We start from the raw sequence: 23,366 nt of genomic DNA, 5'->3' as shown, positions 1-23,366 counted from the left end.
CGATAATTTGGCTGGTTAATATTTTGGATTCTGGTATAGTCCGGGAGTATTATTAACCCAGTCGTTATAAAATGGATGGAAATAATATTTATCCTCAAAGAAGTCTACCCAGTTGATCTTCTTTCTCGAAACAACTCCATCTTCAATTACCGCTCCAACCATATCGAGTTGCAACTCGTTTCCTTCTTTCCATCTTCTAAGGTCAAAGTATCGCTGCCCCTCCAGGAAAAATTCTACCTGGCGTTCATACTTAATTGCATTGTGAAACTTTTCCTTTTCGGTTGAACCCTGATAATTTGCCGCATCATATCCTGGCATGCCAGAACGGGATCTTATGTCGTCCAGATACTGAATAGCTTCAGCAGTTGGACCGTTATTGGCTTCACTCAGCGCTTCTGCATAAAGGAGGTATAAATCTGCCAGACGAATAATCGGATGCACAGGAGTATATACTACTGAAGGACCTGCTCCCAACTCCTCGTTTACAAATTTTCGTACCATAAAACTTGTTTTAAATTCGGGCCAGTCACCGTGTGTTCTGTCCGGTACATTCGGATCAATATCAAAATTAATCAGCTTGTCATTATAACTGGTTCCAAATTCAGAACCATGATATACAATGTTCTGATAAAATCTGGGATCTCTATCTTTCCAATATTCCTGGTCGTTATAGCCCGCTGCAATACCGGCATCCGAGATAATTGGTTTAGTCCCGTCTCCATTCTCATAACCTGAAATAGGAAATTTTCCGTTTTTCATCTGATATCCGTCAACATGCTGAAATGTAGGCTGATAGGTGACATCAACCCTATTATACCAACCAATTCCATATGGCCAGTTCATCATGTTATGCGTGTACTCCCATCCTCCTTCTGAATTATAAGAACCAAACGTTTGATAAATGATGTTCTCGTCGGTATGGTTAATCGCCAGCTCATAAACATTGTGCTCAACACCTGCAGCAGTATAAAGGGCATGGCCTGCTGCCTCCGCTTCTTCTATTGCCTCTTTACATGCATTTGCGGCCCTTATCCAACGCTGATCATCTGCGTTGCCATAACCCAGAACTTCCGGATGTTCATAGCCGGCGGCATAATCAGGAGTCGGACCGTTATATAGTGGACTTGCCGCATAAACCAGTATTTTTGCTTTAAGAGCTTTGGCTGCTGCCTTTGTAAACCTTCCGGTCCAACGATCTTCCCAATTCCGGGGTAACAGCATAGCGGCTAAATCCAGATGATAAACCAGGCTATCGATCATATCTCCAAAAGCAGCTCTTGGAATAGGTTCTTCTCCACCTTCCATCTTTTTATTAATCCAGGGTAAACTTCCCCAGACTCTAAAACCTTTAAAATACTGGTAGGCAATATGAGCATGAGCTTCACCAAGCATACGTTGAACATATTCCTGTTCGCTTGAAGATGTAGTAGGTATTGAAGCTGCCTTTTCAATAAATGTATTACAGGTTCTTACCGCCTGGAATAAATAGTCAAGAGGATAAATCTGAGTTGTTGCTGAACTAAGTGTACCATTGACATATTTCATATACTGGTTGTCGCTGATATTGGGAACATACATTTGTTCACCAATATCAGACCAGCTAATGTAACCGTCCCACCAGCTAAGGTTTATATTGTCGGCTCCGAAGTAATTATCGTGATAAAGCGAAAAAATTAACTGTTGAGCATTGTTGGTCGATGCGAATACGGTGTCAATAGTAATGTCAGCTCCTGCCGGCTTCTCAAGAAAACTTTCCTGACAGGAAAATAGCGATGTGGCAATTATTACTAAACACGCATATATTACCGGATGAATTATATTCTTTTTCATGATAATTTATTTACAATTAAAATTGAACATTAACCCCTAAATTAATGACTTTTGATCTGGGGTATCTGAGTACTCCATTGGTCGTTTCCGGATCAATGTTTTTAATTTTTGAGAATGTCAGCAAATCCATTCCGTTCGCATAAATCCTGAGACTGCTTAAGCCTAAGTATTCAATAAACCTCACACCAGACTTAAAGGTATATCCGGCCTCTATATTCTTTATTCTAAGATATGTTGCATCCTTTATCCAGTATGAACCTGTGTATTTCCAGTTGTCATTTGTATTTACAAGGCGAGGGTATGAAATACTTTCACCTGCTGCATATTTCTCAGGAGTATACCTATCCAGCACAAAATCAAGTACCGTTCCCTGGTTAGGAGTAGGACTATAATTTGTTCTGGTATTAATTGAAAAATTTGAAGCGCCCTGAAATAATACAGATAGTGAAAACCCCTTGTGCTCTATTCCGGTATTTAATCCAAACATCGTTTCTGGAAAACTGGGCGTATCTAAATATCCTTCATCCAGGTTATTAATTAATCCATCGGCATTTCGATCAATAAATTTTAAATCACCTGCTGAAACATCATGCCCGGCTGTAAATATCTGATAAGCCTGATAATCTTCTTTACTTTCACCTGGATTTAAAGCGCTGTAAGTAGCCCATAATTCATCACGGTACGCACTGGCTTCATCCTCAGTCCTGAAAAAATCTTCCTGTTGATATCCCCAAAGTTCACCTACACGTCTTCCCGTTTGCATCCTGTAATCATAGGCCTGAAGTGGTTCATCCATTTCTATGACTTTGTTTCGGGCAAAAGAATAGTTTAAATCTACCCAGAATCTGGTATTTTTCATTTTTTGATTCCAGCCTAATTCAAATTCATAACCTGAATTTTTGACACGGCCCAGGTTCAGTGCAAGTTCTCCTGTCTGCTGGTAGATTGGAACTACCCTTTGATTTATTAATATGTCTTTTCGGTCTTCGGTGAAATAATCAAACTTTACCGATAACTTACTGTCAATAAAATACAAATCAGTTCCGTAATTGATTTTTTTAGACGTTTCCCAGGTTACATTGGGGTTTCCTGCAGCACCCTGGTAGGCCATGGGATAGTTTTGTATCTGACCGGGTAAACCAAAATTAATTCCAATTTCACGCCATCCGGTGTACGCATCATTGTTCATCACATAAACATCAGGAAGATAAAGGAAACGTTGGCTCATTCTGTCATTTCCGACCAGCCCATAGGAAAACCTTAATTTACCGTACGATAATATTCGTTCTCCTATTATGTTTTTGATCCAACTTTCTTCAGTAAAAGTCCATCCTGCGGAGTATGCCGGAAAAAAGCCAAAACGTTTACCCTCTGCAAAATTCTCTGACCCATTATAACCCAGATTATATTCCAATAGGTATTTGTTGGCATAATTGTATGTTATACGTCCTACTAATCCAAGATATGATCTGGGTATTTCATTCCAATACGTTTCCGTAAAGTGTGATTTATCTGCATTTACGAGTGCTAAAGCCGTAACATTATGCCCTCCGCTAAAATTATGGTTATAATTCAGTGCAAATTCATAGTACTCTTTTCTGGTTTTTGCCTGTGAAGTTGTATTATAAGGCAATACATTTTCCTGTACCTGGTAAAAGCTTACACTCTCGTCCCCATTTAAGTAAGGTCTCCAGTAAGGGCGTTTCTTTTCGTCCTTGTCTCTGCGAATAAAATTCTCAAAATAGCTTACCACCGATACTGTACCTTTGGCTGAAAGTCCTTCTGTAATAAAATCAAGTTTTTGATCGAGAATAAAACTGTAGTCTGCCGTGTTTTGAAGTTCAACAGTATAACCGCGTATATCACTGTTCAGCAGAACAGAGTTTGCATTATCCTGAAGCAACACAACTTTACCATCCTGTACATATCCATCCCATGGTGACGAGTGAACCAGCATGTTCCAGTAAAATCCCTGATCGGGTTCTCTTCCGGCTTGTCCCAGGTTAATATTTTCATTAAAACTTCCACCAATATTAATTTTGGCTGAGGTAGTATTGGTTATTTTTACATCGATGTTAGTCCTGTAATTGTATCTTTTGTAACTGGTTGATTTATCAATCTCAGGATTCAGGTTTTTAAACATGCCATCCTGGTTAAAATATCCCAGTGAAGCAAAATACATCAACCTGTCGGTACCTCCACTAATAGTAACGTTATGCTGTTCCTGCAATGCATAATCCTTAATCATCAGATCTGCATAGTTGCTACTGGGATAGAAGTATGGATCACTTGTGTTCAATGGATTACCGTCAATCACTCCTTTAAACCTGTCTCTTACCGACTGAGGATACGGAGCTGTAGGATCCGTGGAATTAGCTGCAAATCCCATGTATTCGTTCGCTAATCCTGACTGGGTATAACTGTCAAGGGGATTGACCCTGAAACTCGGTACAAGGACTGCCATGGAACCTTTGTAATTAATCTGTGCCGGCCCGCTTTTACCACGCTTTGTTGTGACCAGAATTACACCATTTGCCCCCCTGACACCGAAAACCGCTGTTGATGAGGCGTCCTTTAATATTGAAAGGGATTCGATTTCGTTGGGATCAAGGAAATTAAATGCATTTTGATCCCGTTCAATACCATCTATTAATATTAATGGATTTGAACCGGATCCAGCGTCAAGGGTTCCTATCCCCCTTATTTTTATTGTGGCAGCATCCTTTCCGGGCCTACCGCCGGATTGGTTTGCGACAAGTCCTGGAAGTCTGCCCGCCAGAGCCTGTGAAACACTACTTACCGGTTGCTGTACAATATCATTCGAAGAAATGGAAGACATTGATCCTGTTACAGTTTCCTTTTTCTGAACGCCGTAACCAACCACCACTACCTCTTCAAGATTTGAAGTTTCTTCCTTTAAAACAATAGTCAGGTTTGTCTCACTACCGGAAATTGGTATTTCCTGTGACCCAAAGCCAATTGAAGACACCAATAAAATTCCATCTACAGGTACCTCAATGCTAAAGTTACCATTAATGTCAGTTACAGTACCCACTGAAGTTCCTTTAACTATAAGGGTTACTCCGGGAATGGGCTCATTCGTTTCATCAACGACTGTTCCTGAAATTTTTACGTTTTGTTGAATAGCATTTATTTCATCTTTACCATTATTGGATGCATTTGCTTCAGAAAAAGAACCAAATCCCCAAAAAAGAATAAGAAAAATCCAAACAGGTATAAGAAGGGCATTCTTAATGCTATTCCTGCTCGTTAAGTTCATAAACATCAGATTTTTTAGTTAACAAATGCAAACTTATGGAGATTGGTATGTGAAGGAAATGGATAATTTTACATAATTTTGTACAATCCGATTATTTATTACAAGATTTTATTAAGTGTATATTTAAAAATTAATCTAAATATTTTCTCATACTATTTAGTTATATTCTGTTGTAAATATGACAACGCTTTGCGAATAATTTGTAACTTACAATAAAACAGATAATTAAATAAAAAAGAAATGAATATTTTTTAAAGAAGCTTTCGTAGATAATTTTATAAAATTTATTCGATACCTATATTAACAAAATTTACGTTTTTGACAATCTGATTATTTTAATAAACTGACTAAATATGCAGGAAACAGAACAAAACAGAGGTACAAAAAATTATAAAACAAGTTCTCCTGAAATAGGTAAATCGGAGAATTTTACCGGAGACAGAAGTGTAGTATTATCGAAGAAACAACTAAAAAAGATCAGGAAAAACCCCTTAATAAGCGGACTCTATATAACAGATATTGGATTCTACCCGAATGCGAAGCATCACTACAGAAAAAGAATTCTGGGTATAAAGGAACACATCCTTATTTACTGTATTGATGGATATGGCACGATTAAAATCGGGGAAGCGGAACATCAACTGGAACCTAATACTTTTTTTGTCATTCACTCTGATACTGCACATTCCTACTGGGCTTCACAAAAGGATCCATGGTCGATATACTGGCTTCATTTCGGGGGCGAACGCAGTTCCTTCTTTACGGAGCATTTTAGTAAGGTAAACTGGATAAAGCAATCCAGTAAATCACGTATTGATGATCGGATCATACAATTTAATGAATTACTTACTGCACTTGAATCAGGCTTTTCAAAGGAAAATATAAATTACGCTAATCTAAGCCTGAATGGCTTACTGGCATCATTCTTTTATGTTGAAACATACAGGGCTGTGAAAGGCTTTAGTGTAACTAATCCTGTTGATCAGGCCATCATTTTTATGCAAAAGAATATAAATACAACGATAAAAATTGCCGACATCTCTCAACACGTTAAGCTTTCCGAATCGCATCTCAACAAAATCTTCAGGAATAAAACGGGAACTTCCCCCATGGACTATTTTATCAATTTAAAAATGCAGGAAGCGATACGGCTGCTAACCAATCAGTCATTGAAAATAAAAGAAGTAGCCTACAGACTGGGTTACAGTGATCAGTATTATTTTACACGTATTTTCACTAAACATATTGGTTCAAGCCCCGGATCATTTTCAAAGATGAGTATTCAACCATAGTATAGTTAAAATCACATACATCAATCATTAGTTGAAAATCTAACTATTACGCGAATTACTAATGCTTAAACAGACAACCAATCAAATTTATCTAAGGTTCTAATTTACCCGGACACCAGTGGAAATAAATTATTAATAAGCAATATTTATAGTATCTCAACACCTTCAGGTGCTTTTATTTCAGTTTTTATTTTTCCGTTTTTCTGCTTTATATGTTTTACGTACAACACACCCAAAGGAGTAGGAAATGTACCTTCAGCCCATTCCAAATCACCTAAATGCGGTTCAATCTTTATTTTTTTGCAGCCAGGTTCCAAAACTTTTATTCCCAGGATATATTCACTTAACCATGGCGTTGGTCCTGATGCCCATCCATGGCATAAACTGCGTCGAAGTCCGATATAGCAGTTGGCTCCGGTTGAATAATGGTAATCCAGCTTAACTGCAGGAACGATATTATCTATTGGTGCGGCATTTTCTGCTTCTTTCAGATTGAATTCTTCCCAAAAGGTTGTTGCTCCTAACTTTAGCATGCCACCCCAGAATTGCCTCACATTATTAAGGGCATTTTGATAATCACCAGCCAATGCCTGTGCCTGCAGCATGTAGTATCCATAGAATGAGGAATATGCACCAACACCATTAGGTAACAGAATTTCCTGATCTACATCCTCCGGATTCATTATCCCTGCCAATGCCAAAAGTGATCCGGCCTGATTTGATCCGTTAGGATTCGGAACCACCTTTCTCATTTTTTCAGCCAGTTTTTGATATTTCTCAGATTTTTCCGGCTCATTCAATACCCGGCACAAATAACTTCCCTTCTCAAACATCATCGTCATCAAAGCCTGAAGTCCCGCATGTATGGCAGCGGTGTCCCTAACCGATGGCCAGTCCAGAAACCGGAATCCAATTCCTCTGAGGTTTTCCTGTCCTTCATCATCTACATAGCGACTAAATTTATCCAACAAAGCCAGCATATATTCTTTTTGTTCAGTCAAATAATCCTTCCTGCCATGATATATGTACCAATCGTGCTGCATAATTACCCACCACATGGAATAAGACGGAATACCGTTCATAAAAGCCGGCAGCGGTGTATAGTCTTTAAGAAAATCAAGTGTTTTCGGTACAACTTCATTATATCCGAACACAGTACTTATAGTCATAACTTCGGGATGCATATCGCCGGCCCATACCATCCTGTCGCGCTTAATGCCGTCCCATAAATAATCCTGCATACACAAATGAACCGTATAAGCACCAGTCTCCCAGATTTTATTCAGAAGAGAATCATTGCATTTAAATGAACCCAGATAAGGAATATCCCTGAATGTTGCAATGGCCTTAACTTCTTTTATAGCCACCATTGCATCAGGTTCTGCCAGATCGATCCGTAAAAACCGGAAACCGGTGTTACCTACCTCAATATTGCCATACCCGGGCAGAGCTATTTCAAAATCACGCATGGCATGGTGATTTGTTGCCCCGCCTTCGGTTCCGGAGGTCCCATCACCTATAACATCACTACATGTCTCACTCACAGATTCCCCAAATCGTAACCTGACTTTTCGTGTAACACGGTTGCTCTGGGACGTAATTATTCGTACACCTCCCTGAATTTCTTTTCCAAAATCCAGGATCAAACCCGACACTGAACCGTTCTTATTGGTTATCCTACACACTGTTTGACGCCCAAAATAAGCCTGCCCGGTTCCTTTCTCCAGTAAAATATCTGCATTTTGCACCAGCGAATCGCTGGATATCCACACAATTCGTTGTGGTGTGAGATATACCCGGGCTAACGAATCAACTGTAGCTTTTGCAATCATCTTTTCTGTAAATGTTGGTGGATACTGCCCAATTAAACTCGATACAGAAAATAACGATAACAAAAAAAAGACTACTGCTTTAATGCTTAATTGTCTGTTCAAATGTATCATCATATAATGTGTTTATGAAACTCTCTTATCCAACGGAGTTGTGAATTTAAAAATAAAAGCGGAAATGAATGCTCACCCCCGCTTTTTAGTACCAACTAATTAATTATGAAAAAAAATCTAATTATATAACGATGCTTTTAATTAAGCATCTTAAAGTCTATAACGTTTTCGTTAATTACCGGTTTATCCTCTACGTTCTCTGCCGATACTTTCTTAAGTATCACATTTTTAACCGGCAACTCCTTTTGTCCCAGAATCCGTGAAATAAATTTTACGTCTTTTGCCTGTATATTCTCAAGATAAATATTGCTTATCGGAGTAAGCCGCCTTTCATACGTTGGAACCAAATCCCTCCACTGGTATAACACATCGGTTTCAATACCCAAAATACCTTCACGCATCTTGTCGGCCACAATATTGCTAACATGTATATTTTTTACATATCCACCACGGCGTTCATTGGTTTTTATAAAAACCAGGTGGAACATGCTGGCACCATCAGCAACCTGACAACTATCCATATAAACATTTTCTATTCCTCCGGATAATTCACTGCCGATAGCCAACAACTGGTGACCGTTCTTAACATAGCAATTTCTGATGACCAGATTTTTGGTTGGTGTATTCAGGCGCCATGCATCCTGATTGCGACCGGATTTAACAGCGATGGCATCGTCACCCTGATCGAATACACAGTTTTCAATTAACATATTCTGAGTCATCTCAGGATCAACTCCGTCGTTATTATGACCATGTGCATAGACATTAATATTCCGTATCACTACATTTTTAGACATATAGGGATGGATAGTCCAAAACGGGCTGTTTATGACAGAAATACCCTCCAGCAAAACATTTTCACAGCGGTTAAACTGGATAAAATGCGGTCTTAAATGTGCGGTATCATTTACCATTTGTCGTTCCTGAACAGGAACATCTTTTGCAGCCAGATTATAGAGGCGTTTCAGGCTGTTCATATGAGCCGGCGGACGGGAAAACCAGGTTTCCCAGAGATCCATCCTGGCTTTCACTTTACCTTCACCGCTAATGGCAATATTTTTACACTCGTACGCATAGATTAACGGAGAATAATTGTAACACTCCAATCCTTCCCAGGTAGTATGCACAGCTGGTAAATAGTCTTCAGGATTATCCGAAAAAAGAAGGACTGCACCTTTGTCAAGATGCAAATTAACATTGCTCTTAAAATGAATTTTTCCAGTCTGCCATTCACCCTCAGGAATAACTACTATTCCTCCTCCGGCGCTGTTAGCCTGACCTATAGCCGCAGCCATCGCTGCAGAAGTTTTAACCTTATCATCTTTTACTGCACCGTAATTAATAATGTTAAATGTTTTACAATTGCTAAAATCAGGTATAGCGATTTCAGGCATTTCAAAAGGCGCATCAACTTTTACTGTAATGAGTTCAGGAGGAATACTTTTATTGCAGGATACAACAACAGTACCAAGAACAATCAATACATATAACAGTCGGGATTTCATACTAACCAGATTTAAGTAATACCTGTTTCCTATAACTTTATAATTAGTTTCCATCCGGCTTAATTAACTCTACTGCCGGACTTACAGGCCAGAAGAAATTTTCATACGGATCAGGATGATTGGGATCAAAACCTTTAAAATCATCTGAAACATATTTGGCCAGCTGCGGATAATTTTCCTTAATGGACTCTACAACACATTTAGCCAGCTCATAAGCTCCGTATGGATTAAAATGAGTGTTATCCGCCAAAGGTTTATCCTGTCCCGGATAGGTATGAGCCGGATAATGTACAAATGCCTTTTTAGAGTTCTCCGGTCCCAACGCCTCAAAAAGTTCTTTGCTCATGGCATTCAGGTCAATTAAAGGCACATTTTCTTCTTTGGCCAGTTGCCGCATGGCCTCCGGATATTCTTCAAGAGTATTAACAATCTTTCCGTAATCATCAAAAACCCTTCTGTTTGTTGATGTGACCAAAACAGGGTGCCCGCCTTTTTTCCGGGTTTCATTCATAAAGTATCTTAGCTGATCCTGATATGTCGTAAAGGGCTCCACATGACTACTTCCTGGTTTTTGATCATTGTGGGCAAATTCCATAAAGAGGTAATCACCAGGCTTCATAACACTTAATATTTTTTTAAGTCTTTTCTCACCCCGGAATGCCTTCAGTGTTTCACCTGATTCTGCATAATTGGCAACAACTACGTCCGGTTTCAGAAAACGAGGAAACATCTGTCCCCACGATGCCCAGGGTTCGTACATCTGATCCACTACAGTAGAATTTCCGGCAAGAAAGATGACAGGAAAATCATTCACGGCTTCAATTTCCAGTGATGACACACATGGTCTGGGCCCACCAAATTCCAGGGTAAGCTTGTTATCCCAGTTCAGATACCCCAGTTCTCTCTTCTTCAATCTTATCTTTTCCTCATCGTTTATTTTGGATGAGCGGACATCAACAATAAATGTTTTAGTTACTATTTGTTTATTACCTGTTTTAATATTTTCCAGCATCAATCGGCGATTTTCCGCCTTTACGGTTGTTTCGGACTTACCTTTAGGATCCCCAAGGGTGACTGTAATTTTATAACGCCCTTCAGGAATATTTACGTTGAAATAAAACGGATGTTCACTGGTCAGAAAATCACTTGTCAGGTTATTTTTTTTATCTCTCTTAATGGTCTGAACCATAAAATTACTGGCAATACCTAATCCGTTTTCTTTGCTGTAAACAGTTTCAGGCGTTACAGCAATATAACCTTCAGGTGTCTTCTCCGAACCGAAATCAAATTTTTCAGGAAATGCAGTATCGGTTTTAGTCTGTGCTTGCGCCGTAAAAAAACCTATTGAAACAACACCAGCTAATAAAATTCCTGCAAGAAGTTTTTTCATTTGTAGTTATATTTTTCAAAAATGCTTTCTGTTCTGAATAAATAAGACATTCAGCTGTTAAAGAAAAAATAAGATATTGATAATGAGTGTTTTCTTAACTAACAAAAATAGAACATTCACAATACAGTTTCAATGCATAATATGACTATATATTTACACAATATGACACTCTTTTACATGAATAAGAGACTACTAAAAGAATCATAATATACTAAAAGAAAGATATTTAAAAAAATATATATAAATTAATTTGTTGTATTTGATACACTTATAATGCATATTATTATTGAGTCCACAACGCAAAAAACCCGCTACATTCAGTAACGGGTTTTTACCTTATTTCTTAAAGATTTTATCTTATTTCATTCCGGCTTTCTCCATGAAGAAAGACAGAGGCTGAGATTTTGGTCGTTCGATACCGAAACCGTACAAACGGTCCCAAACCAGCGAAGCTAAAACACCAAGTGATCGTGATACTCCGAACAAAACAGTATAAATCTGCTGCTCTGTTATACCATAACTGGTGAGTAATGAACCTGAAATGGCATCAACATTAGGCCATGGATTTTTCACCTTCCCGGTTTCTCTTAACACATCCGGAACAACATCATAAATATCGCTCACTACCTTAATATACTGTGCATCCGGCTTATATTTCTTAGCAAATTCAAGCTGAACGGTAAATCTGGGGTCGGTCTGACGTAAGACCGCATGTCCATATCCGGGGATTACATTCCCAGAGTCTAATGTAATCTGTGCAAATTCACGAATTTGATCTTTAGTTGGACAACATGTATCAGCCCATGACAATAGTTTATTAATCCAATGCATAACATCCTGATTAGCCATTCCGTGTAGAGGCCCAGCTAATCCATTCATACCTGCAGCAAATGAATAATAAGGGTTTGATAGGGCTGAACCGACCAGATGTGTGGTGTGTGCCGAAACATTTCCACCTTCATGATCCGCATGAATTACCATATAAAGTCGCATCAGCCGCTTAACTTCTTCACTTTCATATCCCATCATGTGAGCAAGGTTTCCTGCCCAGTCCAAACTGGGATCAATATCTATATACTTTTCCTGATGGAATACACGGCGATAAATGTAAGCAGCTATAACAGGAAGTCTGGCTATCAAATCCATAACTCCTTCGAACATCGGATCCCAAAAATCTTTCTTATCCATACCATCATCATAAGCTTTCCTAAAATGTGACTGCTTTGACATGGCAAGAATCGCCGTATTTAGCTGTATCATTGGATGAGCATCTTTAGGCAATGCATTGATGACATCAAATACGTAATGTGGAATGTCCTTTGCACGACGTGACCAATCCTGACTTATTTTTTTAACATCCTCTTTGGTAGGTAGCTCATCCATTAACATCAGATAAAACAATCCTTCAGGTAATGGTTCTCCGTCAGGTTTAATTTTTGGAAGTACTTCCTTTAATTCAGGAATACTGTAACCTCTGAAACGGATACCGCTTTCAGGATCCAGTTTTGATGTGTCAGTTAACAGACTTACAATGCCTTTCATTCCTGTTAATGCATGTGCAATGGTTACCTTTTGTAACTCAACGTCACCGTGATCTTTGAGAATCTTTTTTACAATTTCAGCTTTTTCAAGTCCCTTTTGATGCAGTTTTGCTTTGATTTCTTTCATTTGCTTCTATTTTGTGGAGTATTAGTATTAATGATATTGTTTTATCATGTGTAACATATTATTACTGTCTTCTCCGGGATTAACATTCATTTCTTTGTGTATAATAATATTATTTTTATCGAGTACAAATGTCCAGCGACTGGCTGTAACATTACGGGTTAATTCAACCTCATTGCCATCGACCTTCCTTGTTATGCTTCCTCCGTCTCCTGTTGGCACACCAAACATAGCGGCAACCTTTCCTTTCGGATCAGACAGTAACGGAAAATTCAGGTCATATGCCGTTTTAAAGATTTTCAGATTTTTCACTGCATCTCCGCTGATACCAACAACTTGTGTACTATCCTTTTTCAAATCATCTGAAACATCCCTGTATGAGCAGGCCTGTGTAGTACATCCTCCTGTCATAGCGGCCGGATAAAAGTAAACGATCAGATATTTGGATGTAAAATCTTCAGATAAATCCCAGGTTTTTCCATTGTCCTCTTTGAGAGAAAAACCGGATATAGTATCTCCTACTTCAACCTGGGCATTTAATGCCAGGCTGATGAACGTTAACACGACTATATAAACAGCTCTGGAAAACATCATTGAGATTTTACTACATCAATCAAACAACGGGTATATAAAAAAGGTTCAACCCGTTTTTACTAAATCTTATTAAAACTACCAAAACGCTAAACAACCCTTTTTATACGCCTTTCGAAGTAATTCAGGAACCTTGCTGGTTATAGCTTTTGCTATTTTGAATTTTCATTCGGAGTTATATTATAGCTCCCCTTCAAAAACTTAAATACGTGAACTAAATTCTTTCAAATCTCAAACGATAAACTCGCAATAACTTACAGCCCCTTTTTCCCAATCAGACCAAATATAGTAAAATATATACATATTTAAAATTATATTATGCCAATTACAAAAAGAAAAGCACCTGTAAGATTTCCTACAGGTGCTTGCAATTAAATGTTTATATATCCTATGCTCAATTCATGTTTAATCCTTAAATTTTAATATGCTCAATTAAAAATCCTCCCAATTATTCTTTTACAATTCTATGTATCTCTGTATTACCATCAGAAATAATTTTCACCAGATAAATTCCCTGAGGGAATGTATCAAAACTTACTGCGAGAGTTTTATCATTCACATCTACAGAATTGTAAACAACCCTGCCGGATAAATCAATTATCGAAATATCTGAATTTCTCCCGGCCCTTTTAAAGTCCACATATAGTGTTCCATTCACCGGATTTGGATAAACCCTGATCAAAGCCGGGTCAGAAATATTATTGATTGAAGTTGGTATGTCTGTGACACGCAAAATTCCGCCATTTTTCATTCCGCTTAAGTCCCAGTATAATCCTTCTCCCGGAGAAGCAGGATAAACACCTGTAAACTCCCCAATTTTTGATGTTGATTGAATAACAATGAAACTGTCACCTTTTTTGAATGCAGAACCAAGGTTATTGACATAAAGTGTACCATTAAGGTTAACAGTACCTGTAGTCTTTAGCTTGTCAGAAGTTCCATTATCACTATTGACCGTAGCCAGAAAATATGATCCAGGAGAGAAAGTTACATCACTATTTATCTGTGTACCAGCCCCTGTTGTTGCAATTCCTGCCATCAGGTAACCACCTGCTTTTACAGCAACATTGCCACTTATAATTCCTGTTCCACTAAGAACAGCACCTCCGTTAACTGTGATATCCCCGGTCCCGGTTCCACTACCACTGGTATTATTTACTATCAGAGCTCCTTTTTCAACTACAGTACCTCCGGAGTAAGTATTGCTATTTGTAATTGTCATTCTTCCTGAACCTGCTTTGATCAAAGCAGCTTTTGCACCACTGTTTTTATACTGATCATTACAAATTACACCATCAAAAGTAAAATTAGTATTATTCGTACCAATTCGCCATGTTATGGTATTGGCTCCTTCTCCTCCGGCTCCAAGCCTGGAAGTTGATGTACCAGTCAGCTCACCAATGTCAAGTGTTATATCCTCAGAATTAGCCCGTATCACAGAAACTTTATCTCCAAGATCAATAGTCGCTTTTCCATACCCGTTACCATTATTCAGAATTAACATTCCACCATCATTGTCTGACGTTACATTTATCTTACCTTCGAATCCGGACCAGTCTCCGTCAATTTGAGATCTTAAATAAGGAACATATAAATTAAGCGTTCCTAACCCCGTAAGTTTGCTGTAAATATTACAGCGACCATCCAGCATCCAGGTGGCATTAAATGTTGAAGGAACTTCAATATCGTTAGTAAAATCAGTGTATGAACCATTATTATCATACATGCTTAACGTTGCAGATTTCAATGTAATTTTACCACTACCCAATCCGCTTACGTTTGCATTATCTGTTATAAGGCTTAAGGTACCTCCTTCAATGATAGTACCACCCTGGTATGAATTAGCCCCAGATATTTTTAATGTCGCACTCCCTCTTTTAGTAAGAGAGCCTAACCCTGTCACCGTCCCATCTAAAGTTAGTGATAAAGCAGATGTTTCTATTATGGCTCCGTTTGATCCTAAGGTAAGTCCACGATTTGTTGATGCATCCGCACCTGAATATCTTAATATTCCACCATCAATAATCCAGTTTGCCGGATCAGATGATGCTGCCCCCAAACCTCCGGGATCACCGGCATTGGATACAGATGTTACATCCAAATAACCGGAATTAATTACAAGCGGACCTGTAAATGTATTTTTAGTCGCAATTTTCAAATAACCACTGCCATTTTTAGTAATTCCACCTGGCCCACTGATTGTTCCACCACCGGAAAAAACATAGGTTTGCGATGCATTAACTTCCATGTTTCCAATCGGCACATCATCCGAAACATTCACGTTTGCATTTCCAGAATCATCAAATAACACGTCATCATTTACTACAAAAATATCACTGGTGCCTGCATTCAGCCAGTTTGATGTCTTCAGTAAATCCCATGCATTGCTGCTTTCTCCATCCCAAACAAGGGATGCCGGATCTCTTGGTTTTGTTATTACCAGAACCAGATTATTGTTATCAATCTGAAGTTCATATAGTAACTCGCGAATGCCTGTTACCTCTACATTATTTAAATCGCCTGCAAAACTGCCTGTATACGAAATCAAAAAATATGTTCCTTCCGATAATTCACCATCCGTTTTATTTATAGCAACCGTAGCCTTTCCCTGCAATACAAAATCTCCATCTACTTTCAATGAGTCATTGCTTCCGGCTACACCGTCTGGATCATTGGACAAATCAAAATTTAAGGTCACACCATCTGACACCTGCATCCCCCCTTTTACTGAAGTTGTTCCTGCTTCACCTTTATGCCCGGCATAAAACAGAGCCCCCTCAGATAACTCAAGACCATTTCCAAATGTTCCGGTTCCACTAATTACACCATTACCCTCTGCAATAACTTTACTTGCAGAAAGTTCTCCATCCAGCTGAAATTCTCCCTGTGAAATCTCAGTTTTGCCGGTGTAAGCATTACTGTTTGCTACAATAAGAGTTCCTGTACCGCTTTTAATTAATTCCATCGCGCCAGATAAATCACCTGCTCCAGAGAAGGTATAATCACCAGGGCTTACAACAGAAACCTTGCCGGGAGTAACTGTTCCTGCAATATTTACAGCGTTGCCATTATTGCCGGTTAATGAAAAAAGCACTTCATCTCCATTATGAAAAACAGAAACATCGCCATTTTTATTCTGCCAGTTTGCTGAAGAGGCTATGTTCCAGTCAAAACCATCCGTTCCGTCCCAGACCAGATCAGCCTGCACAATTGGCGCCAAAGGCGGTGTTTTCATCCCTGTACCCAGATAAAAGCCCGGATGAGGTGGCTGATTATATCCCACATTCTGCCATGCAATAGCCAAACGGTACTGCGGATCGTGCATCAGAGTTCTTATTTTAACATCTGTGGGATAAGGCGTTGTATAAATCCTTAATTTCTTATTGTCGGTTGTTCTCCAGATCACCTCTTCCCGCCAGTCACCAAAAAGATCTGCCTGTAAGCAGGGCGTCCCTTTAGTATAGTTATTAGAATAGGTTCCATTAGCTGTCAATAGCCTGGTATCGGAGGAATGTTCATTATATTTAGTAATATTTCCAATTCCCAACCCCTGATTTGAATTCCAGTCTTTATCCAGTAATTCACGGGATAAATCGCCATCCCACCAAATGAGGAAATTCATGGATGGTTTATCACCAACCATCTTCTTATTGACATTATATGTTCCTGATCCGGCACCACTCCACATTTCTGCACCATAATAGTTAGGATCAATATCACCAGCCACACCCCGGCCATTATCAAAACCTGCTTTAATCTGAAATAAAATCCGGCCATTTTCAGCCGCACGAAATGTCATTCCATCAACTGAGTTTTCATGTACGGCAAAAACTTCCAGGCCTGGTCTTTCAGGATCAAAATCAGACACATGTAATGCATCACCATGGCCGAGGTTTGTATTATAAAGCCCGGTGCCATCGTCATCAATAGTTGCTGAACCGTAAATAATTTCATCTTTTCCGTCAAAGTCAACATCGGCCACACTTACCTGATGGTTCCCCTGATGCTGCCATGATGAATAACCACTGTTATTGGTATCAAAGACCCAACGCTGTTTCAGGTTGGTTCCATCCCAATCCCATGCAGCTAACACCATGCGGGTATAATACCCGCGACACATCACCAAACTGGGATGCACGCCATCCAAATAAGCTACGCAGGCCAGAAACCTGTCCACACGGTTGCCGTAACTGTCTCCCCAGCTGCTCACATTTCCTCTTGGCGGATTATAATTTACCGTAGCCATTTCAGCTCCGGTTTCACCGTTGAAAATGGTCAAATATTCAGGCCCTGACAGGATATAACCACTTGAATTCCGGTAATCTGCTGCGTCATTATCATTGGCGGCCGGACCTTTGCTCAGATACGCTCCTGTACCGTCTTTTGTTCCAGGTGCAGTTTTACAAGCAAATTCCGCTTTACCGTCGCCGTCAAAATCGTACACCATAAACTGGGTGTAATGTGCACCAGCCCTGATGTTTTTCCCCAGATCGACACGCCACAAAAATGTTCCGTCCATTTTGTACCCGTCGATGTAAACATTTCCTGTATATCCTGAATTAGAGTTATCCTTGGCATTTGACGGATCCCATTTTAATATTATCTCGTATTGTTTATCGCCATCCAGATCGCCAACACTTGCATCATTAGGAGAATATGAATAATTCACGTTATCCGGTGTAGTTCCTCCTGCAGGAACCTGTAACGGAATATCTTTGTATGTATTACTCCAGACCTCTACAGGATCAGATTTGGGTTGTTCTACACCATTAATTACTGCCGCAACACTGTAAGATTCACTTGTTGTTGTATTATCTAAATAGTTCGTTGAATTAGTAATAGGGCTATCATTCAGTTTGGTATTGCCCCGGTAGATGTTATAGCCTACATCTTCCGATTCTGTTCCCAGCCAACGCCAGCTAATATATACCTGACTGGTTGATTTTCTTACCGCTAAAACCCCTCTGTCCAGTGACTCAATCTGACGTTGAGCCTGCAACTGTGTACCTGTTGCAAAAACAATAAAAACCCAAATCCAAAACCTGAGTAAAATTCTTCCATTCATCCTTTTATCCTTGTACGTTCTAAACTCCAAATCTAATACTTTGTTCAGTTGATTACTAAGCTGTTAACTAACTTTTGATCACCGAACTCTATTTTTAACATATATATACCTTTATCTACGTTTCTTAAATCAACGGAATGCGATTCACCTCCATTCACCAAAGCAGAATATACTACCTGACCGGTCAGCGTTTCAACCGTTAAATATCCTGTTTTACTATAACCGCTTAAGTCTACAGAAACCATACCTTTTGAGGGATTCGGATATATTAGTGCAGGGGCAGTACTAATATTCTGAACAGCCACAGTATTAGTTACTTTAATAATACCAAGACTGATTGATGAAAGATCCCAGTATAATCCATCACCGGGTGATGCAGGTATTACTCCTGAAACCGTACCGGTGATTTTTGTACATTGCAGCACTTTAAAGTGGTTTCCTGCCGCATACGATCCATTTATTTTATTCAGGTATATTTTTGCACCGTTTAAATTAACTGTTCCGGCAACTGCTACAATATCAGAAGTATTATTTGTAGCATCTGCTTTAGCCACAATATATCCTCCTGATTCTAATGTTAAATTACCTCCAACAATCAGACTTCCGATACCTGTTGTATTACCGGGCGAAATATATGCGTTTGTATTTACTTTCACATCACCAGATACATATCCTTTTCCGCCTAACAAACCTCCTGATTTTATCTCAACCGATCCCGTTCCGGTTGCACTTCCGCTATTGTTTTCTACCAAAATGGCACCTTTTTCAATCACCGTTCCCCCGGTATAAGTATTGCTGTTTGTAAGGGTCATTCTGCCTGATCCGGTTTTTATCACAGCAGCCTGAGAGCCTGAGTTCTTATACTGATCATTATTAATCCTTCCATCAAAGGTAAAACTGGTGTTCTTACCTCCAATTTTCCATGTAATGGTATTGCTGCCCTGACCTCCGGATCCCAGAACCGATGCTGACGTACCTGTTAATTCACCAATTTCAATGACTGCATCTTCTGTATTCGCATATAATGCTGTAACATTGTCCTCCAGATGGATACTTGTTTGCTTATATCCTAATGCATTACCCAGAATAAGCCAGCCACCATCATTATCAGTGGTAACATTAATCAAACCTGAAAACGCTGACCAGTCACCAAATAAATCAGATCGAATGTAAGGTGTATAGATATTTAAAGTACCACTACCGGTTAAATCTCCATACCAGCCACACCGGCCATCAAGATTCAGGGTTGCATTAAATCCGGCAGGAACTTCAAGATCCCAGTACATTTTTGTATCTGATCCTGTATTATTAAACATCTGTAGCGTTGCATTTTTCAATGTAACCAGACCTGACCCAAGACCCTCAATTGTAGCCGTTTCTGAAGCCAGCTCAAGTGTGCCTTTATTGATAGCAGTGCCCCCTGTATACGTATTGGCATTATAAATCGACAATATTCCGTCACCATCTTTAATTATTGCACCTTCACCGGTTATTATACCTGTCATTTCAAGCTGTGTAAGCGCATCAATATATAATGTGCCGTTGTTAGGGCCAAACGTCATCCCTCTGTCTGTTGTTGAATTCAGACCGTTAATTCTTAATATAGAACCATTAATCACGAGATTTGATGGATCTGCGGAAGCAGCTCCCAGCGGACTTTCTTTACCGGAACCAGCAAGCTGCGTAACTTCAGTCATTCCTCCATTGAGTACTGTTGGGCCTTCGTAGGTATTTAACAGTTTTATAAACAATTTTCCTGGTCCGTTTTTAACTAATCCACCGCTGCCCGAAATTTTTCCGGAACCGAAGAAAGTATAACTGGATGTGCCATCAACAAGGATGCCGCTAACCGGAACATCTTCTGTTATATTTATGCTATTTTGATTTTCACCTGTTTCGTTAAATATCACTGTATCATTACCAAGAAACCAATCCTGTTGTTCATCATTTAACCAGTTTTTATCACCTGCAAAATCCCAAACATTACTAACATCACCTTTCCAGATCAATTCTGTGGATGATCTTACTTCAAGAACTTCAAGGATCAAACTTCCGTTATCTATAGTAATCAGACATGCAACATCCGGAATTCCGTTGATTGTAAAACTATCCGCTGTACCATTGAAAGTACCACTGAAATTAATAAGCTTATATAAGCCAGGATTCAGACCACCATCCAAACAACTGAAATAAAGGTTACTAACACCGTCAACTACCATATCTCCTGTAACATTAATCTGATCGTTTAGTTTTGTGTCTCCGGTCGGATCATCACTCAAATCGAAATATAAATTTGACTTATTTTGTAACGATAATGTCTGTTTTATATTGATATGTGCTGCTTCTGATCCTGCCGAACCGGGACTTAATTTCCCATCGGTTTTAACCCAAAGTCCATTGCCCAGATTTCCGCTAGCATAAAGCGAACCAAACTTACAAACAGTTACATGACTGGAATCAAGGTCAGAGTTTAGGATCATTGTACCGTAATAAACCATGGTTTCGCCTGAGAAATCATTTTTCGCATTAGAAATCTTTAATGTACCCGTTCCGGCTTTTAACAGTTCCATGGAACCACTGAGTTTCCCGGTTCCGCTAAATTCATAATCATGTTGGGATTGTATCCTGACGCTATGAGGCTTCAACACCTCATTTATATTAACCGGAGCTGAATTGTCTCCATTATAATCAAACAACACATCAGCGCCGTCTGCATAAACACGAGATGTTTCGTTTTCATCCTGCCAGTTTTCTGTTACCTTATCCCAGTCTGAACCTGTATTCCATACTAATTCACCATTACTAAAGGGATATGGAGGAATATCCTGAGTTTCCGAGCCTAAATATATCCCTGGATGAGGCGGTTGATTATACGCATTATTCTGCCATGAGATCGCTATTCTGTACTGAGGCTCATGCATTAAAGTCGGAATTCGCTGATTCGTTGGCAGCGTTGTTGTATATAACCTCATGGCTTTATCATCAGTGGTCCTTACAATAATTTCCTCACGCCAGTCACCTATTACGTCTGCCTGCAGGCAAGGTGTCCCTTTTGTCCAGTTATTGGTTGCTGTACCATTTGCTCTGAATATGGAATAATTATCCTTAGTTTCTGTATTGTACTTCGAAATGTCAGGGATACCATATCCCAGATCTGAGGAAAAGTTTGCATCTGTCAGAAACTCTCTTGACAAGTCTCCATCCCACCATATCATAAAATTCTGAGGCACATTGTTTGTTCCCACCACATGTCCTTCTACATCATACATAGGGCACTCTGTAGCTGCCCAGATCTCATACCCTTTGGAATCAGGATTAATATCACCAGCTGCGCATCTACCGCAATCTCTGTTGGAATGATACCGGATGAGAATTTCACCTGTACGTGCATCTCTGAAAGTTGCCCCCCAGTCTGAGCTGTTTTCCAGACAATCCCATATTTCAAGACCCGGTCGGTCCGGATCCATATCACCCACATGAAGTGCATCACCATGTCCGGTACGTACAGAATAAAGCCCTGTTCCATCATTATCCACCGTCATTGATCCGTATATGATCTCATCACATCCGTCGTCATCCACATCGGCACAACTGAGCTGGTGATTTCCCTGACCTGTATAAGCTGTTATTGCACCACCAGGATTACTATCCCAGGCCCAACGTTTACTCAGATTTGTTCCATCCCAATCCCATGCTTCCAGTTTTATCCTGTGGTAAATACCACGGCTGTTTACCATACTGGGATGTTTCCCGTCCAGATACGCCACCGTCCACATACATTTAGTGGCGCGGTGAGCCAATTGACCATCGTTCATCCCCGGAGTCCCCCATTGAACCAATGGATCACGCTCTATATAATTACCCCAGGCCAGTTCCTTTCCGGTTTTACCATCGAAAACAGATATATAATCAGGTCCGGCAATTCTGTAATAAGTTGAATTTAATTTGAGAGAGTATCTGTAATTAACCGTTCCGTCGTTATCCCTGTCACCAATGTTAATGCCAGTTCCGTCAATCATTCCATCTGACGTGCGGGTAACAACTTCAGCTTTTCCATCCTCGTCAAAATCATACACCAAAAAATTTGTTTCTACCGCATTGGCGATATTGGGTCCCAGATTAATCCGCCAAAGCATAGTCCCATCCAGTTTGTAAGCTTCCAGCAAATTATAATCGGTAGCCTCAGGCGCCGTATTTTTAGGAAGACGTTTTACAACAATTTCATATTCTCCGTCACCATCCAGATCACCAACAGAAGCATCATTAATCGTATATGTATCCCAATGCCCTCCTATGGAGCTGACGGGAATTTGAAGATACTGACTTCCCCATACCGCAACTTCCTGAGATTTTATCTGTTCTACATTATCCTTTACAGCTGCAACTGCATAATGTGCATCAGTAGTTCCATCAGCATCAGAAAAATTCGATGAATCGTATATTGGTTCACTATTAATCTTAGCTCCGTCCCTGTAAATATTAAACCCTACATTTCTAAGTTCGTTAGCGACAATTCGCCAACTTAAGTAAACTCCGTTCCCCTTTTTAACAGCCACTACTCCACGGTCCAGCGCCTCCATTCTACGTTGTGCCTGTAACGTAATTGATGTTAAAAAAAGAAATGCCAAGGCAGAATACTTAAAAATTAATTTAATTTTCATAATCAGATACTGAGAAAATGTAAAAGCGAATAAAACGGGAAAGCAAAACAGTGTGATCAGAAAAATGTCAAAAAGCAATCGAAGATAAGCCCACCCTAAACCAAGAATTGATTAAAAAATAAAGGAAAGCCCAAGGGGCTTTCC

General features: G+C 39.5%; 10 protein-coding genes. 1 reads left to right on the top strand and 9 read right to left on the bottom strand.

The annotated features are described in order from the left end of the window. Positions 1–15: 15 nt before the first annotated feature. Together ACE01N_RS14185 and ACE01N_RS14180 are read right to left on the bottom strand one after the other, a co-directional pair. The gene (locus tag ACE01N_RS14185) at positions 16–1,830 is read right to left on the bottom strand and encodes a RagB/SusD family nutrient uptake outer membrane protein (protein WP_380590220.1); all 1,815 of its coding nucleotides are present in this window, start codon (positions 1,828–1,830) and stop codon (positions 16–18) included. Positions 1,831–1,846: 16 nt separating this feature from the next. After that, positions 1,847–5,110: a SusC/RagA family TonB-linked outer membrane protein gene (locus tag ACE01N_RS14180; RefSeq protein ID WP_380590217.1), complete on the bottom strand. Its 3,264-nt coding sequence runs from the start codon at positions 5,108–5,110 to the stop codon at positions 1,847–1,849. Positions 5,111–5,463: 353 nt separating this feature from the next. On the opposite strand from ACE01N_RS14180, the gene ACE01N_RS14175 reads away from it, so the two are divergent. Beyond that, positions 5,464–6,402 carry an AraC family transcriptional regulator gene (locus ACE01N_RS14175; protein ID WP_375727042.1) on the top strand — a complete coding sequence of 313 codons (939 nt, stop codon included), beginning with the start codon at positions 5,464–5,466 and terminating at the stop codon, positions 6,400–6,402. 146 nt (positions 6,403–6,548) lie between these two features. Here the strand turns inward: ACE01N_RS14175 and ACE01N_RS14170 are convergent, their stop codons facing one another. The 7 genes from ACE01N_RS14170 to ACE01N_RS14140 all read right to left on the bottom strand — a co-directional run bounded on the left by ACE01N_RS14170 (position 6,549) and on the right by ACE01N_RS14140 (position 23,222). Further along, complete coding sequence (locus ACE01N_RS14170; protein WP_380590213.1) at positions 6,549–8,348, bottom strand: alpha-L-rhamnosidase-related protein; 1,800 nt, start codon at positions 8,346–8,348, stop codon at positions 6,549–6,551. Between the two features lie 134 nt (positions 8,349–8,482). After that, a complete protein-coding gene (locus ACE01N_RS14165) occupies positions 8,483–9,850 on the bottom strand; it encodes a glycoside hydrolase family 28 protein (RefSeq protein WP_380590210.1) in 1,368 nt (455 codons plus the stop codon). Positions 9,851–9,893: 43 nt separating this feature from the next. Then, on the bottom strand, positions 9,894–11,240 hold the full coding sequence (locus ACE01N_RS14160; RefSeq protein WP_380590207.1) for a rhamnogalacturonan acetylesterase: 1,347 nt from the start codon (positions 11,238–11,240) through the stop codon (positions 9,894–9,896). A 357-nt stretch (positions 11,241–11,597) separates the two neighbouring features. Next, positions 11,598–12,908, bottom strand: a complete 1,311-nt coding sequence (locus ACE01N_RS14155) for a citrate (Si)-synthase (protein ID WP_380590204.1) — start codon at positions 12,906–12,908, stop codon at positions 11,598–11,600. A 27-nt stretch (positions 12,909–12,935) separates the two neighbouring features. Further along, positions 12,936–13,496 (bottom strand): peroxiredoxin, encoded by a 561-nt coding sequence (locus ACE01N_RS14150; RefSeq protein WP_380590201.1) that lies wholly within the window; start codon positions 13,494–13,496, stop codon positions 12,936–12,938. Between the two features lie 448 nt (positions 13,497–13,944). Then, complete coding sequence (locus ACE01N_RS14145; protein ID WP_380590198.1) at positions 13,945–18,561, bottom strand: rhamnogalacturonan lyase family protein; 4,617 nt, start codon at positions 18,559–18,561, stop codon at positions 13,945–13,947. Positions 18,562–18,605: 44 nt separating this feature from the next. Continuing rightward, the gene (locus tag ACE01N_RS14140; protein WP_380590196.1) at positions 18,606–23,222 is read right to left on the bottom strand and encodes a rhamnogalacturonan lyase family protein; all 4,617 of its coding nucleotides are present in this window, start codon (positions 23,220–23,222) and stop codon (positions 18,606–18,608) included. Positions 23,223–23,366: the final 144 nt, after the last annotated feature.

The organism is Quyinboa ferrireducens, from assembly GCF_042436675.1.
Taxonomy (GTDB): Bacteria; Bacteroidota; Bacteroidia; order Bacteroidales; family UBA5342; genus JBHJHP01.
This window is presented reverse-complemented; position numbering and strand designations above follow the sequence as displayed.